Consider the following 16016-nt stretch of genomic DNA (forward strand, 5'->3'; position numbering starts at 1 on the left):
AATCTCTATGGTAAAAATATCCTCACTAATATAAATCTAAAATATTAGGCTTATAAAAAAATTAATATCCCACGCCACAGAGATACAAGCCTTGAGGGGCAATGGGATAACGATAATGTTGCTTTTGTGTGAGAATCTGCTCCTGCAAATCATTACAGCTCATCTCACCTCTACTCACGCTTAAAGCTGCTCCTACCATTAAACGCACTTGAGAGCGTAAAAAACCATTTGCGCGCATATAAACCACATCTATCCCTCTATATTGATAATACCTTATGTCAAAAATATGGCGCACATCATCTTTTGTATATGATCCATTTTTCTTAAAAAATGCAAAGTTATGCACTCCCTTAAAAAGACTTAAAGCCTTATGAAAACGCGATATGTCGCCAATTTTTTCATAGCTTACATAAGCTGAAGCAAAAGGCGAGGGAAGCGTAGAAGTAAGCAAGAATCGATATGCACGCCATTTAGCATCAAAACGAGGGTGAAAGTGAGGAGGGACAATATGAATCGAGCGTATTTTGATATGTGGATAGAGCTTTGTGTTTAAAAGCCAAAGCACATAATCCCTCTCATAGCGATGAATAAAATCATTGCAAAAGCTAATCACTTGAGCAGTAGCATGCACGCCCTTGTCTGTGCGAGATGCTCCTAGAATCTCTCCACTTATTCCTACACGAGAAAAAGCCTCCTGCAATGCTCCCAGCACACTTTTTTTATGCTTTTGCAGGGCAAAACCGCAAAACACGCTTCCATCATAGGCAATTACCGCCTTATATTTATGCATCAGTAAAACTTAGCAATGAATTTCCTATACAGCACAAAGCTCACACAAAACCACAGCAATGGAAGAATTATCATACCAATATGTGGAAATTGCTCGGAGATAATATGCATACAGACAAAATACAATGTTACTGCACCAATCACATAAAAATAAGATAGATTCGAGCTAAAGCGAGGATTGGCAATACCAAAGAGGGGGACAAGAAAAAGAGAAACTAAAGGAAAAAGCGATACAAGCACAGCTTGAGCCAATTTGCGCGATTTTTGAGAGGCATTAGGATTAAAAGCATCACCCCAATATTCAAGCAAATCATAGCTTCTAAGCTGTGGTTCACCCACATTTTGACGCACACTCATTTGCTCATAATCCGCCCTCTTGACCTCATCTATCGCAGCAAAATACGCACTGCCTTGTTTGAGATTAAGCTCAAAAAGCCCTTGATTATTATTTGTTTTCCCCTCTTGCGCGATTATCAAAGTATCGCCTTCAAAACCATTTTCTGAAAACAAGATGAGATTCTTATATACACGATTTTGTGCGCTATCTACATATACAAGCCAATCACCTAGCTTTTGCCCAAACTCGCCGGGCTTAATATTCACATCAATATCTGCCCTTTTTTGTGCCACAAAGTTTTTAGAAGCGCTATTAGCAAGTGGAAGCACAATAAGCGAAAACACAAATAAAATAGCTGTAACAAGCAATGTGATGGGCAAAAAGAAGCGCACTATATCAAAAGGCTTGCCTCCAAGTGAAAAACACACCATTAGCTCATATTCATAGGCTAAGCGCGATATACTAAGCACCAAAGCAGCAAAAAAGGTAATAGGTATAATAAAAAATAAGCTGCTTGGCAAAAGATAAAAAAATAAAGTCCCCAAATCAAAAAAACTCATCTTTACCACATAAGTACGCCCTGCAATATCAATAAGTAGTACAATTGAAGCAATAAATAACAGCACGAGAAAAAAAGAAAAAAACACCTGCGCAAAAGACATAAAAAGATAACGTTTAAGCATATCTATCCCCATAACTCAACCATAAAAAATGAAGCATCGTACCCACAAAGATAAAAAAACAAAAGGGGAGTTTAAGTCCAAAGAGATTGTGCTTTAAAAAAAAATGTAAAAAAAGCGCATACACAAGGGCTACTACGCTCCCCAAAAAAACGCTTACAAAGGCGCTAAAAGCACCAAAAGCAATGCCTAGAGAGCTTAAAACAATAATATCTGCCTCGCCAATAATATCCCTAGAGCTTAAGGACTGATAAAAAATTTTAAGAGCAAAAAATACTCCCCCTACACCAAAACCCAAAAGCACCCTATATATAAAACTCTCCCCTGTAAGAGTGCTTTCTAAAAACGCATACACAGCGCATATAAAAAGCAAAGAAAAATTGAGCATATCAGGCAAAGCAAGGCATTTAATATCGATGATACCAAGAAGGAGCAAAAAGCATAAAATAACATAGGTAGCACTTATATCCTGCCACATAAGCAAAACAAATGAACATATAAAAAGAAGGATAAAATAGATTCGATGTTGTCTTGATGAAAAAATAGAAGTAAGAAAAGAAGTATTTTGCACCTCATTATATCCTGCATATAAGGCAATCAAAACTACTCCCACAAAGCCATAGCATAAAGAAAGTATAATAAGAATTGACATTGACGCCATTTTTTTATTTACCTCGTTACACCATCTTGCACATCAACAAAAAGACATTCTCCTAAACTCTCACCTTCATCCAGCATACCATTATGCTTTCTAAAACGTTTGACAATCTGTTTATTACTTTCAAGCATAGGAGCGACAATCACCCCCCCATCTTGGAGCTGATTAATAATAGCTTGGGGGATAGTCTTTGCACAAGCTGAAAATAAAATCGCATCAAATGGAGCATACTCCGCCCAACCCTTTTGCCCATCATCAAACTTAGTAAAAATATTATGCGACTGCAAGAGCTGAAACCTCTCTCGCGCTTGGCTTAAAAGCTTTTCAATGCGTTCGATACTAAAAACGCGGCGAAAAAGATGAGAAAGCACCATCGCCTGATACCCGCTCCCACAGCCAATCTCAAGCACAGAATCTCCACCATTTGGCGCGAGATATTCTGTCATTTGCGCCACAGTAAGCGGAGAGCTAATATATTGAGATTCTACCATAGGCAAAGCCTTTATATCATAAGCAAGATGTTGCGCAAAACCTGCAGGAACGAACTTCTCTCTATCTACTGCACACAAAGCATTGATAACTTTGGGGGAGAGAGGAAAGCTCTTTTGAATCTCATCACACATTTCCTTAGCGGCAAATTTATACATTATTAATCTTTATATTTGTATTGATGTATTTTCTTATACGTGATGTTTCGCTAATATCCACTTCACACGCAACAAAATGTTTTTTATCATTTTTATACACAACTCCATAGGGTGTAATAATTGCGCTTCCTTTAGCCATTATGTCATTTGCGCTATTACTTGCTAACACAAAAGCTTGATTAGCAACAGCCAAGGCGGTGCAGAGAATCTCAAACTGATTCTTACGCGCTTTACCCCATTGTGCGCTCACAAAAATAAGATCTGCCCCCTTTATTTGCTCCCAAAGCTCCACAAAGCGTAGCTCAAAGCAAATCAATGCTGCACATTTAAGCCCATCAATCTCAAAAATGCTAATTTCATCTTTTTTGCCCGCAGTAAAATGCAAATGCTCATCGCCAAGTGAAAAAAGTTTGCTTTTACTCTGCTTATGTATCACTTCGCCCTTATGAAAGACTTTGAGGTTATTAAAAAATTTTTTATTTTTTTGCTCAATCATCGTAATAACAAGCGTATTTTTGTATTTCGCACTACATTCTAAAAGTCGCTCTGTGGCAAATCGTGAAAACTCACTCGCCTCATTCATATGCTGATAAACAAAGCCACTTAATACAATCTCTGGTGCGCAAATAATAGCATTTTTGCCACATTGAGCGATAAAATCCTCCACTTGCTTAAGATTTTGGGCAAAGTCCTGCCCTGTCTTAATCTGCATACTATACAATTTTTTAGAAATCATCAAAACTAATACTCCCTTTTGAATAATTTGCCACTTTTGATTCAAAAAAGTTTGTTTTTTGCTGATTAAAACTTGCAAACTGATCCACCCATTTAATAGGGTTTTTAGAATGATAAAGCTCTTTAAATCCCACCACTCTAAGGCGCGTATCTGCTAAATACTGGATATACTCGCGTATAATATCTGGCGTAAGCCCTAGAATCTGCCCTTGCGTGATGTATTCACCCCAACTTGATTCTATATCTACTGCCTTTCTAAACATCTCTATGACTTCCTCTTCAAGCGCAGAAGTAAATAAATCCTCTCGCTCTTTGCGCAAAGAATTAATCATATTTTGAAATAAAACCAAATGTGTTATTTCATCGCGCTGAATAAATCGTATCATCTGCGCAGAACCAAGCATTTTGCCACTTCGCGCAAGAGTATAAAAAAACGAAAATCCACTATAAAAATAAATCCCCTCTAAGATTTGATTAGCAAACATTGCCTTTAATAAGCTCTGTTCATCGGGCGATTTAGCAAGAGTGATATAGACATTAGCGATATAATCATTTTTGCTTCTTAGCTGCATATCACTGCGCCACATATCATAAATCTCCTCTGTGTTTGCCGAGATAGATTCTACCATTACTGCATAGCTTTGAGAATGCAAAGCCTCCTCAAAGGCTTGACGCACAAGCACGAGATTAATTTCAGGGCTTGTAATATAAGGATTCATATTATCAATGAGATTATTCGTTTGCAGAGAATCCATAAAAATAAGCTGTGCCAAAGCCCTATCATAGCCAAGCTTTTCTTGGGCTGTCAAGCCGCTATTATAATCGCGCTTGTCTTGATTCATATTGACTTCTGCAGGAAACCAAGTGTTATTAAGCATTGTCTGCCATAGATTATATGCCCATTGATATTTAATTTTATTGAGTTCAAATATGCTTGTAGGATTGCCTCCAAAGATGCGTCTATCTACAACACTCTCGGTAGATTGGGGATTGTAAATAAGTTTGCGTGAAATAGCTTGAGATTCTAATATACCCATAAAAAACCTTTAAGAAGACTTTAAGAAAATTGATATAAAAATGCGGGGAAATTGTATTGATTTAGGACTTAAATTCTAATAATATTAATGAGGTAAATAAAATTTTGCATTCAAAATTCAACCTCTAAAAACATAGAGAACCAACCTTTTAGAATCTACGAAATTTAAGCATAAAAATAAAAGATTGATAAAATAAAAAGCTTAAGTGGTGCGGGAAAGAGGACTTGAACCTCCACGCCTTGCGGCGCCAGATCCTAAGTCTGGTGCGTCTGCCAATTTCGCCATTCCCGCAAGCAAGGATAGAGCGTGGATTTTACTTATTTTTTCTTTAAACTCTACTTAGAATCTAGCCACTTTTGAATAGCCAAAACAATCTCTTTTGTGCCTAAACCAAGGCTAGATTCAACCTTTGCGCTATTGCCGTGTGGGATAAACTCATCTTTAATCTCAAAGCTCTTAAGCGCTACATCTTGCACATTTTCTTCTGCTATACATTCTAAAATCGCGCTTCCCACGCCGCCCATATAATAACTATCACTCAATACACATATATATTTATGCGTATTTAAAAGTTTAAATAAGATGTTTTTATCAAGCGGTTTTACAAAACGCAAATCAAGCAAAGTCGGCTTATAGCCTATTTTTACTAGCTCCTCATATGCCTTATACGCCCTGCCTACGCCATTACCATAACCTATAAGAAGGAGTTTTTCACCTTCTTTTAATACCTCTGCCTTACCAAGCTCAAATACACTTGCAGGGAAGATTCCATCATCTAGCACAAATGCACCACGTGGATAGCGAAATGCACAAGGAGAGGTATTATGATGATAAGCAAAATCCACAGCTTGGCGCAAACTCTCATTATCGCGAGGCGCAAAAAGCACCATATTGGGGATTGAGCGCAAATAAGCAATATCAAAAAGCCCTTGATGCGTCTCACCATCTTCGCCTACAATCCCTGCCCTGTCAATACAAAAACGCACAGGAAGATTAAGAATACTTACATCGTGGATAATTTGATCATAGGCGCGTTGCAAAAAAGTAGAATAAATTGCGACAAAGGGCTTAAAACCCTCCTTTGCCATCGCCGCCATTGAAGTAACAGCGTGTGCTTCACAAATCGCCACATCAATAAAACGCTCCGGAGCTTTTTCTATAAGCTTATCTATACCTGTGCCACTTGGCATCGCTGCTGTTGCACCAACAACCTTTTCATCTCCTAGATATGTTTGCAAACTTTGGGCAAACACTGCTGTGGGCGATAGAGTAGTAGCTTTTTTAAGCATAGAACCCGTATCAATGTCAAAAGGACCTACGCCGTGCCAATGCTCAAAATGCCCCTCGGCAATTTCATATCCCTTGCCTTTGAGCGTTTGTGCGTGGATAATCACAGGCTTATTCATCTCTTTTGCTTTATGCAAAGTTGCAATAATAAGCTCTATATTATGCCCATCAATGGGTCCAATATAATCAAGCCCTAATTCCTCAAACAAAATGCCCGGCGTAATGAGTTTGAGGGATTCTTCAAAACGTTTTGCAAGATAAAGATAAGTTGCAGAATCAGGCATTTTTGTGAGCATTTTTTTAATGCTATCGCGCGTTTTTTGATAAAAAGATGTAGTAAGAATCTGCGAAAGATAATTACTAATCGCCCCAATAGGCTTAGCAATGCTCATCTCATTATCATTAAGGATAATTACCATTGGGTATTTCTTATCCCCGAGTTCATTGAGAGCTTCATATATAAGTCCTGCGCTCATTGAGCCATCGCCCACCATTACCACAGGCATTCCGCTCTTTGCCCCTAGCGTTCTTGCTCTCCCTACACCCACAGCAAGAGACAAAGAAGTCGAGCTATGCCCCGCGATAAAATAATCACTCGCAGATTCATTGGGATTACAAAATCCGCTAATGCCACCAAATTGCCTTAAGGTGCTAAATGCCTCCCATCTTCCTGTGAGGAGCTTATGTGCATAAGCTTGATGAGAAACATCAAAGATGAAAGGGTGCTTTTTGACATCAAATACCGCGTGCATTCCCACAATCAAATCCACCGCGCCAAGTGTTGAACTTAAATGTCCTCCATTTGAGCTTACCACCGCTAAAATTCTCTGCCTAATGCGCGCAGCGAGTACATTCAACTCTGCTAAAGAAAGAGTGCTTAAGCTCTCAAAATCATATACTTTAGGCACTTGGGAAGTCATATAGCCCCTATCATTCACGCATATTCTCAAGCACAGATTGCTTGAGATTCTTATAGCGCGACATAATGGTGCCATCGATATTCCCCTTATCACTCACAATCACCACACCACCAAGCGATACTGCACTATCAGAAATGATTTCTACTTTTGTATTATCTGCTAAATGCTCTTTGAGATATAAATAATCATTAGGATTGACTTTTATCTTAATATTTGTTGCGTCCATAATGGATTTAAGTAATTCTCGCGTGAGATTAAGAGCGATTTTTTGGGCATTTTCACTTACTTCACTCACAATCACTTCCTTAGCAATATCCACCGAAATAGCACTCAATTCCTTTTCTAATTCCTCTAAATGCTTTTGGCTTGATTTTAAGGTATTTTCAAGTGTAATAATAGAATCTACTAATGCCTTTTTTTGTCCATTCACTTCGGTAAATAACTCATCTTTTGCTTTCTCTTGTGCCTCTCTAAAGCCATCTTTATAGCCCTCATCTCTCGCGCTCACCACACGCTGCTCACTCTCAACTTGCAACTTTTCAAACTGAATTTGTAATTTAGCAAGGGAGCTTGAGAGTTCATCTGTCTTTTGAAGGAGTTTTTCAACCAACTCTTGCTCTAAACTTGCAATCTTTTGTGCATTAGATTCTGCAAGACTCATATCCTGTGCCTCCTCTTGCTTATCAATTATGGGCGTTTCAGCGACAATAGGAGATGATTCTATATGGTTTGTGCTATTTTCTATCATCTCGGAAGTAATAGTCTTAAACTCGTATTTTTTAATATTATGATTCTTTAATCGCTCCTGCCCGATGATGTTGTCTTGGTTAAGCAATGACATCGTCTTGTTCTCCTAGCTGGACTAAGCCCTGCTCTGCAAGTGTTTGCACCACTTCAACGATTTTTCTTTGTGCATTTTCCACATCACGTACCTTGACTGCGCCCAAAAATTGCATTTCCTCCATAAACTGCTCACTCGCACGTTGAGACATATTGCCCATAAATTTTTGCTTAAGCTCATCGGGTGCAGATTTAAGCGCAAGGGTAAGATCTTTTTTATCTGCGATTTTAAGAATCTCTCTAATAGCGTTATTATCAAGCTTAGTAATGTCTTCAAAGGTAAACATCATTTCCTTAATTTCTATGGCTAATTGTGAATCAATTTGCTCAATTTGTGCAATGGTTGCCTTGGCGGCTTTTTGTCCCAAGCGGTTGAAAATTTCTGCCACAGAACGCGTTCCACCCACTTCGACTTTGTAACTTGTGAGCGATTCAAGTTTATTTTCAAGTACTGCACTCACGCGTTTAACCACACTTGGCGAAATATCCCCGAGGTTTGCCATACGAATAGCCACTTCTGCGCGCAATTCATCTGAAAAATATCCTAAAGTCTCTGCTGCACCACTTGCGTCCATATGCGCAAGAATAAGTGCGATTGTTTGAGGGTGTTCGTTGATAATAAAGTCTGCAAGCTGTTGAGGACGAATCTTTGAAAGATAGGCAAAATTCTTTTGAGATTGCATCGTCTTGGCGAGTTTATCTAAAATCGCCTTGGCTGCATCTGGTCCTAATGATTTAATCAACAATTCACGCGCATAATCCATACCACCGGAATTGATATATTGATTAGATTGGAAAATAACATAAAATTCCTCTAAAACCGCCGCACCAATACTTTTATCCATACCACCCATTTGAGCAATATATTTACTCACTTCAGTAATAGAATCAACATCAAGGTGGTGGAAAATTTCTGAAGTAATTTCATCGCCTAATTGCACAAGCAAAATAGCGATTTTTTCTGACATTGATAGTTCATCATATTGCGCTCTTTGACGCGGGCTAAGTGTAATTGCCATATCTACTCCTTATGCTGATGTATTATGTTGAACGCCTGCAGTCAAATCAAGCTCATCTCGAATAAGCGTTTGGAATAATGCACCAATCTCTTGGGGTCGCTCACTAATCACATTACGCATCTTCTCAAGCAACACTTCATATTTGATATTATCCTCATCAAGCCCCGATCCAAGCCCGAGCTGATCCTCCACGCGTTTGCGCAACTCGCTAAATTTATTCACATCTTCTTCATCATCATCAAGCTGCATTAAAGATTCAATCTCATCATCTTCCTCTTCTTGCACTTCAAGCATACGTTCTGCAAATGGTGCAACGATTTTCTTGTAGAAAACAAACAAAATTACTGCAACAATCACATATTTTAGCAATGGCATAAATGGACTGAGGTATCGCTCCACTTTGCTTGAAAATTCCTCTAAGGCATCTTTTGGACGATAATCAAGCTGTGTGCTTCTAAAGGGCATATTAATAACCTCTACTTGATCCCCACGCGCTTCATTATAGCCAATGGTTTTTTTTACCCCTTCTAAAAATTTATCCATATCTTCTTGTGGCCACGGAGAATACTCAAGACGTGGTTCACCATCTTCGCCCTCAACCTCTTTATAAATGCCATCAATCATTACAGAGGCACTTACGCGTTTTAGCACTCCATAATGTTCATCAATATTACTCACGGTTTTACCAATCTCATTATTGATGACAACTTCACTCTCTTTTTCCCACTCCATCATTTCATCTTCTTTTAAGCCTTGCACAGGACCTATATTGCTTACTACGCCCGGCACACCACCAATTTGAGGAGGACGGAATCCTTTGCGCTCTTTCTCATATTCTCTCGTACCGCGCACCACAGGATTCTGATCAAATGCTTCTTGTGTGGATTTGCGCACACTAAAATCATAATCCATTGTTACTTGTGCTTGAACGCCATCGCCTACACTTGGTTGCAAAAATTTAATAATCTTTGCCTCCATAGCATTTTCTGCATTTTGTTGAAATTTGCGTTGAAATGCTGCTTGTCTTGCACGCGCACTCTGCTGGGCTGCCTCATCATCTTCGCCTAAAAGCTCTCCATCTTGGTTAATAATCTTTACAGATTCTGGGACAAGTCGCTCCACCGCTGCTGCCACGAGGTATTTAATCCCTATGACTTGTTCAGGAGTAAGAAACATATTATCACGCACAGTGAGTTTTACTGAAGCTGAAGGCGGGTATCCCCCCTGCACAAAAAGCGATTCTTTAGGCATAGAGATATTAACAATCGCCTTATCAATGGGATTGAGGCTTTCAATGGTTTTTGCAAGTTCATTTTGCTTAGCGATAAGATATTTCATATCCTGTGTGAAGGGCGTTTCTCCCACATTATTTTCAAGCAAAATATCAAAGCCTACACCATTACTTGCCTTTGGTAACCCAAGCGAACCCATATTAATGCGTTGCTCATAGACTTTATCCTTTGGCACAAGAATCACATTATCTTGTGGAATTTTATATGAGATTTTCTCTTGTTGCAATCTCTGTAAAATCGCCGCGCTATCCTCTGGGCTTAGGTTGCTAAAAAGCACCTCATAGTTTTCATATTCATCTTTTGTCTCTACGCGAAAGAGTATAAGATAAGTCAAAAAGCTAATCAACACAATGATAGTTGTGAGTATAATGATTTGCTGTCTCTTATTGAGCTTATTTAAAATCTTTGAAACTTGTTCATAAATCAGTTTTAAATCCACATTTGCCCCTAACTATGAGTTTGTAAATATGTCTGTATGAGCTCAAATACTCGTGTATTTTGCGCATCTGTGCCAATGGTAATACGAAAGGCATTAAGCCCATATGAACGCAAATTACGCACAATCACACCTCTTTGCAAAAGCCATTCACATAAATGCGAAGATTCTATATCCTTATGTGAAAATGTAATAAAATTCCCATAAGAAGGGATAAAAACAAGCCCATTTTGCTTCGCATAAGCTTCATATCGTAGCATTTGTGCAGCATTATTTTGAATACACTGCTCCACAAATACCTTATCTCCTAGGGCTATAAGCGCAGCCTGAAGGCTTAATGCACCTACATTAAAGGGTGGGCGCACCTTATAGAGCGCAGAAATAACGCGCTCACTTGCGATTCCATAACCCACGCGCATACCACCTAAGCCATATACTTTTGAAAATGTCCCAAGATAAATAACATTCTCAAACTCTTTGATAAGGGCAGCGGGATTGAGTGCCTTTGCCTTGTCTTTATACGCGGCAAATTCCTGATATGCCCCATCAAGGATTATAAGCGTATCCTTATCGATTTGATGTATAAAATCTTCTATTGCTTGCGCGTCTAAGCACTCGCCCAAAGGATTATTAGGCACACAAAGAAAAATAGCGCTTATCTTTTTGCCTGCACCCTTTACATTCTTATAAAGTTGTAAAAATTCAGCAAGATTATGAAAATCATCTTGAATCTTGCAAATCTCTACACCCACGAGTTTTGCATATACTTCATACATTGCAAAAGTCGTTTTTGCCATTAACACACACGCATTGTTATGATCCAAAGCCTGCATACAAAATTCAATGATTTGATCACTCCCTGCGCCGATAATAATTTCTTTTGGGCGGACATTAAAGCGTAAAGCAAGGGCATCTTTAAGCTCATACATAGAATCATCAGGATACAAAAACGCCTTATGTGCATTGTGTTGTAAAGATTCTACGACTAAAGGAGATGTGCCATAGGGATTTTCATTACTTCCTAGTTTAATCACATCTTCTTGTTTAATGCCATATTCACGCATTACAAGCTCGATTGGCTTCCCTGCCTCATAGGTTACAACCCTATCTAATGCCTTCCTAAACACCGCCTATCCTTAAAATTCTTAATGTTTATCCTCACACCTTACTTACCAAAAATCCTTTATTTTACCTCAAAAGTCTTAAAAATTTTATAATTTTTACAATTTACTTAAGAGTTTCTATAGTTATATCCATAATAAACTCCCTATCATTTCTCAAATTAAGATGTAATATGACTTAAAGATTCCGCACACAGCTAAAATCACATCGCTTTTTTGGCAAAAATAAAATTCTAGATTCTTTAAAAAACATTTTGCCTTTATATCTACGCCTAAGATAAAATACAACGCAATCAAGCGAACTTAATAATAATTTTTGCTACAATCCCACCTAATCTTACACTAAACAAAGGCAAAATATGCGCATAGAACACATTTTTCGTGAATATGATATTCGAGGCATTTTTGGAGAAGATCTCACGCGCGAGGTTGTTTTTGGTATCGGGCAAGAGCTCGGTAAGTTTATCAAACACTCTTCTTTCCCTCCTTGCATACATATTGGCTATGACGCACGCACTCATTCCCCCACACTTTTTGCTTGGCTTGCAGAGGGATTTTTAAGCGTAGATATTGAAGTATATGCACTTGGGCTTATTCCTACACCAGTGGCGTATTTTGCAACCTTTAATAGCATAGATTCTATCACTTGTCCAAATTCTGTGATGATTACAGGCTCTCACAATCCCCCACAATATAATGGCTTTAAAATCACCCTTAACCGCGCTCCTTTTTATGGGGAGCAAATCCGCACATTGGGAGCAAAGCTCACTCAAGCCCTCCCCTCTATTATGGAATCTTCGCAAAAAGCACAACCCCTAGATGCGGCACATTTCCCTCATCTCAATGCAAAACAAGCCTATATTGATTTTCTCACAAAGCATTTTGAACATCTCAAAGACTTTCCTTATCCTGTTGTGTATGATTGTGGCAATGGCGTGGCAGGAGTGGCGATTGAGCAGATTCTAAAAAATCTCAATATCACCTACACACCGCTTTTTTTTGAGCCAGATGGAAATTTTCCTAATCACCACCCAGACCCAAGCGAGGAGGAGAATCTTAACGCCCTTAAAACGCAAATGCGCCAAGAGCAAATCCCCATTGGCATAGCATTTGATGGAGATGCAGATAGATTAGCCCTGCTGACAAGTCACTATCTTTACAAAGGCGATGAATTAGCGATTTTATTTGCCAAAGAAATGAAAGCGCATTTTTTAAGCCCTATCGTGATTGGCGAAGTCAAATGCTCTCAAGTGATGTATGATGAGATTAATAAAATCGGCAAAGCGGTAATGTATAAAACAGGGCATAGTAACCTTAAAGTGAAGCTTAAAGAATTGAATGCTCATCTTGCCGCTGAAATGAGCGGGCATCTTTTTTTTAATGACCGCTACTTTGGCTATGATGATGCAATCTATGCCTCTTTCCGCGCCCTTGAGCTATTTTTGCATTATACCCCAGAAGAGCTAGAATCCACCATATCTGCCCTGCCACGATTGTATAGCACCGATGAGGAGAAAATTAAAACCACAGAGGAGCAAAAATTTGCCCTCATTAGTGCATTAAAAAAAGCGTTGCAAAATCCACCTGCAGACTTTCCACTTATTAAAGAAATTATTGATATTGATGGATTGCGCGTAGTATTTGAAAATGGTTGGGGCTTAATAAGAGCAAGTAATACTACGCCTGTGCTTGTTACGCGTTTTGAGAGCGTGAGCGAAAAAGATTGTCAAAACTACAAAACACATCTGCTCCATCTTCTTGAAACCTGCCAAAAAGGATAGAAATGTCTTTAAATATCACACTTCATAATCCAATGGATATGCACTTACATTTACGCGAGGGGGAAATGCTAGAAGCCGTGCTACCCTTTAGCGCAAAGCCTTTTAGCGCAGCAGTAGTGATGCCAAATCTCAAAATCCCAATCACCACCACAGCCTTAGCTATTGCCTACAAAGAGCATATTCTCTCCTTGAGCACTTGTGATTTTACACCTTTAGTAACACTTTTTCTCACTCCCGAACTCACAAAAGAGGAATTAGTATCGGCTAAAAAAGCAGGGGTGCGGATTCTAAAACTCTATCCAAAAGGTGCAACCACAGGAAGTGAGGGTGGAGTAAAGGATATTTTATGCGATAAAACACTGCAAGTTTTTGCTTTAGCAGAAGAGCTAGGATTCATACTCTCTATACACGGCGAGAGCAATGGCTTTTGTATGGAGCGCGAGTTCGAGTTTTTGCCTATATTTGCCTATATTGCCGAGCATTTTCCAAAACTTCGCATTATTATTGAGCATTTAAGCGATAGGCGCAGCCTCGCGCTACTTGAAAAATATGATAATCTTTTTGCCACGCTCACACTTCATCATATCACTTTAAGCCTTGATGACCTCTGTGGTGGAATGCTTAATCCTCATCATTTCTGCAAACCAATGCTTAAAACCAAAAAAGACCAACAAGCCTTGCTTGAAGCAGCACTCAAAGCACACCCAAAAATTAGCTTTGGTTCAGATAGTGCGCCACATTTAAAGAGCGCAAAACTCTCACACAAAGGAGCAGCAGGGATTTTTAGCGCACCCGCACTCCTCCCTGCCCTTGCAGAGCTTTTTGAATCGCACAATGCCCTTGATTATTTGCAAAGCTTTGTGAGCGATAGAGCGATAGCAATTTATGATTTGCAAGATTACGCACCTAAAACTATCACACTTGAAAAAGCTCCTTTTACTATCCCACAGCACATTAATAGCCCACTTGGAGCAATCGTGCCATTTTTGGCAGGAGAGTCTCTCTCGTGGCGCATTAAATAAGTTAAAATACCTTAAAATTGCAAGATTAATCTCTAGAGAATATAAAAAAGCCTATTATTTGGTATCTATAATCTAATAATTAAGATTTATGTTTTAAGAATCATTTTGACGCATTCAATATAAAAGCGCAAAAGATTCTATTAAAGAAATTCTAGAATCTCCTTGCAATGATATTTATATATTCGATTCTTTTTATTTCTCTAAGCCAACAAAAAGTTAAAGACGGGAGAGAATCCATAAAGCAATCTCATCGCCCAAAAAAAGCTCGTTTGCGCACAAAAATGTCTTCTCTTGCGCCTTTTTGATGTGGCATTTTTCCCCTTGTATGAGCAAAGCAATAAGCTCTTGTGCATTTTTGCCTAAAAATGCTATGTCAAATCCCCTCACGCATCGAAGCCCGAGCATAATTGCCTCTGTGCGTAAATGCGTGGATTCTAAATGCTCTACATACCGCCCTGTTGGATTTTGTAAGTATTGTTTAAGATGTGTATAAGCCCTCAATCGCGTCTGCCCTATGCGCCCAACTGCCCCCAAACCTGCCCCCACATACTCCTCGCCCTGCCAATAGCCTATGTTATGCGCACATTCATTCGTGCAATTTTTGCCATTATGATTTTTTGCATAATTTGAAACTTCATATTGCCTAAACCCTCTCGCTTCAAGCAAATCTCTTGCAAAAAAGCTTAGCTCCTCTTCATTATTTTCATTCATTTTTTCATTGATGTCCTTTTTTATAGCAAAACGCGAACCCTCATCAATGCTTAGAGCATACACTGATAAATGCTGTATAGGGAGTTTGAGGGCATTAACGAGTTCAGATTCTAAAATCGTTCTCGTATCAAGTGGCGTGATAATGAGATCACAACTTAGATTGCTAAAGCCCGCATTATAAGCACTCTCCATACGATAAGCAATATCTTTTACGCTGTGATCACGCTCTAAAAATGCTAACTTTGGCTCATAAAAGCTCTGCACTCCCACACTCAATCGATTTGCCCCCAAAGCGCGTAAATCCTTGCACCATTGTTTATTGAGGAGATTTACATTTGCCTCAAGGCTTATCTCACAATCTTGCTCAATATGTGCATATTGCTCTATGAGAGTAAAAATTTTTTGATAAAACTTAGAATCTAAAAGATTGGGGGTGCCTCCACCGATAAAAATGGAGTTTAAATGATAATATTTTGCCTTTAAGCTCTGCTCTAAATCCACACACAACGCTTCTATGTAGGATTCAAAATTTGCTTCCTCCCCCACAAAAGAAGTAAAGGCGCAATATCCACATTTACTCGCACAAAAAGGTATATGGATATACAATCGCATCGCTCAAAATCCCTTGTCGCTTTTCTTTTTAAGGCTAAATAAAATATTATATATTGTAGCGTATAATGGCAAAACTTAGAATCTAAAGGCAG

The 16016-nt window shown here is 38.8% G+C and carries 14 protein-coding genes and 1 tRNA gene; 2 read left to right on the top strand and 13 right to left on the bottom strand.

The annotated features are described in order from the left end of the window. Positions 1-61 precede the first annotated feature (61 nt). The 12 genes from truA to hisC all read right to left on the bottom strand — a co-directional run bounded on the left by truA (position 62) and on the right by hisC (position 11804). Entirely contained in the window at positions 62-790 is a 729-nt protein-coding gene (truA, locus tag J1E28_RS01350; protein WP_291026141.1) for a tRNA pseudouridine(38-40) synthase TruA, read from the bottom strand. Next, a complete protein-coding gene (locus J1E28_RS01355) occupies positions 790-1809 on the bottom strand; it encodes an LptF/LptG family permease (protein WP_291026142.1) in 1020 nt (339 codons plus the stop codon). Before J1E28_RS01355 ends, truA begins: the two co-directional genes overlap by 1 nt. After that, entirely contained in the window at positions 1802-2467 is a 666-nt protein-coding gene (locus J1E28_RS01360) for a prepilin peptidase (protein ID WP_291026143.1), read from the bottom strand. The genes J1E28_RS01355 and J1E28_RS01360 overlap by 8 nt, the downstream gene beginning before the upstream one ends. A gap of 8 nt (positions 2468-2475) precedes the next feature. Continuing rightward, positions 2476-3087, bottom strand: a complete 612-nt coding sequence (locus J1E28_RS01365) for a protein-L-isoaspartate(D-aspartate) O-methyltransferase (RefSeq protein WP_291026168.1) — start codon at positions 3085-3087, stop codon at positions 2476-2478. 16 nt (positions 3088-3103) lie between these two features. Further along, on the bottom strand, positions 3104-3847 hold the full coding sequence (locus J1E28_RS01370; RefSeq protein WP_291026144.1) for a carbon-nitrogen hydrolase family protein: 744 nt from the start codon (positions 3845-3847) through the stop codon (positions 3104-3106). Continuing rightward, positions 3837-4883 (bottom strand): ribonucleotide-diphosphate reductase subunit beta, encoded by a 1047-nt coding sequence (locus J1E28_RS01375; RefSeq protein WP_291026145.1) that lies wholly within the window; start codon positions 4881-4883, stop codon positions 3837-3839. Before J1E28_RS01375 ends, J1E28_RS01370 begins: the two co-directional genes overlap by 11 nt. Before the next feature lie 206 nt (positions 4884-5089). Then, positions 5090-5174 (bottom strand) — tRNA-Leu (locus tag J1E28_RS01380). A 44-nt stretch (positions 5175-5218) separates the two neighbouring features. Then, positions 5219-7165 (bottom strand): 1-deoxy-D-xylulose-5-phosphate synthase, encoded by a 1947-nt coding sequence (gene dxs / locus J1E28_RS01385; protein ID WP_291026146.1) that lies wholly within the window; start codon positions 7163-7165, stop codon positions 5219-5221. After that, positions 7101-7931 carry a flagellar assembly protein FliH gene (gene fliH / locus J1E28_RS01390; RefSeq protein ID WP_291026147.1) on the bottom strand — a complete coding sequence of 277 codons (831 nt, stop codon included), beginning with the start codon at positions 7929-7931 and terminating at the stop codon, positions 7101-7103. Before fliH ends, dxs begins: the two co-directional genes overlap by 65 nt. Next, on the bottom strand, positions 7918-8949 hold the full coding sequence (fliG, locus tag J1E28_RS01395; protein WP_291026148.1) for a flagellar motor switch protein FliG: 1032 nt from the start codon (positions 8947-8949) through the stop codon (positions 7918-7920). Before fliG ends, fliH begins: the two co-directional genes overlap by 14 nt. A gap of 9 nt (positions 8950-8958) precedes the next feature. After that, positions 8959-10680 carry a flagellar basal-body MS-ring/collar protein FliF gene (gene fliF, locus J1E28_RS01400; RefSeq protein WP_291026149.1) on the bottom strand — a complete coding sequence of 574 codons (1722 nt, stop codon included), beginning with the start codon at positions 10678-10680 and terminating at the stop codon, positions 8959-8961. An 8-nt stretch (positions 10681-10688) separates the two neighbouring features. After that, on the bottom strand, positions 10689-11804 hold the full coding sequence (gene hisC, locus J1E28_RS01405) for a histidinol-phosphate transaminase (RefSeq protein WP_291026150.1): 1116 nt from the start codon (positions 11802-11804) through the stop codon (positions 10689-10691). A 353-nt stretch (positions 11805-12157) separates the two neighbouring features. Between hisC and J1E28_RS01410 the strand changes: the two genes are divergently transcribed. After that, positions 12158-13579 (top strand): phosphomannomutase/phosphoglucomutase, encoded by a 1422-nt coding sequence (locus J1E28_RS01410; RefSeq protein WP_291026151.1) that lies wholly within the window; start codon positions 12158-12160, stop codon positions 13577-13579. Between the two features lie 2 nt (positions 13580-13581). After that, positions 13582-14601: a dihydroorotase gene (pyrC, locus tag J1E28_RS01415; RefSeq protein ID WP_291026152.1), complete on the top strand. Its 1020-nt coding sequence runs from the start codon at positions 13582-13584 to the stop codon at positions 14599-14601. Positions 14602-14817: 216 nt separating this feature from the next. On the opposite strand, the gene hemW is transcribed toward pyrC, so the two are convergent. Then, positions 14818-15924: a radical SAM family heme chaperone HemW gene (hemW, locus tag J1E28_RS01420; protein ID WP_291026153.1), complete on the bottom strand. Its 1107-nt coding sequence runs from the start codon at positions 15922-15924 to the stop codon at positions 14818-14820. Positions 15925-16016 lie beyond the last annotated feature (92 nt).

Origin of the sequence: Helicobacter sp. (assembly GCF_022511165.1) — a bacterium.
GTDB lineage: Bacteria > Campylobacterota > Campylobacteria > Campylobacterales > Helicobacteraceae > Helicobacter_C.

Bases quoted from the DNA above. Each gene is read 5' to 3' on its own strand.
- truA (WP_291026141.1), bottom strand. From the start codon at position 790: ATGCATAAATATAAGGCGGTAATTGCCTATGATGGAAGCGTGTTTTGC.
- J1E28_RS01355 (WP_291026142.1), bottom strand. From the start codon at position 1,809: ATGCTTAAACGTTATCTTTTTATGTCTTTTGCGCAGGTGTTTTTTTCT.
- J1E28_RS01360 (WP_291026143.1), bottom strand. From the start codon at position 2,467: ATGGCGTCAATGTCAATTCTTATTATACTTTCTTTATGCTATGGCTTT.
- J1E28_RS01365 (WP_291026168.1), bottom strand. From the start codon at position 3,087: ATGTGTGATGAGATTCAAAAGAGCTTTCCTCTCTCCCCCAAAGTTATC.
- J1E28_RS01370 (WP_291026144.1), bottom strand. From the start codon at position 3,847: ATGATTTCTAAAAAATTGTATAGTATGCAGATTAAGACAGGGCAGGAC.
- J1E28_RS01375 (WP_291026145.1), bottom strand. From the start codon at position 4,883: ATGGGTATATTAGAATCTCAAGCTATTTCACGCAAACTTATTTACAAT.
- dxs (WP_291026146.1), bottom strand. From the start codon at position 7,165: ATGGCACCATTATGTCGCGCTATAAGAATCTCAAGCAATCTGTGCTTG.
- fliH (WP_291026147.1), bottom strand. From the start codon at position 7,931: ATGTCATTGCTTAACCAAGACAACATCATCGGGCAGGAGCGATTAAAG.
- fliG (WP_291026148.1), bottom strand. From the start codon at position 8,949: ATGGCAATTACACTTAGCCCGCGTCAAAGAGCGCAATATGATGAACTA.
- J1E28_RS01410 (WP_291026151.1), top strand. From the start codon at position 12,158: ATGCGCATAGAACACATTTTTCGTGAATATGATATTCGAGGCATTTTT.
- pyrC (WP_291026152.1), top strand. From the start codon at position 13,582: ATGTCTTTAAATATCACACTTCATAATCCAATGGATATGCACTTACAT.
- hemW (WP_291026153.1), bottom strand. From the start codon at position 15,924: ATGCGATTGTATATCCATATACCTTTTTGTGCGAGTAAATGTGGATAT.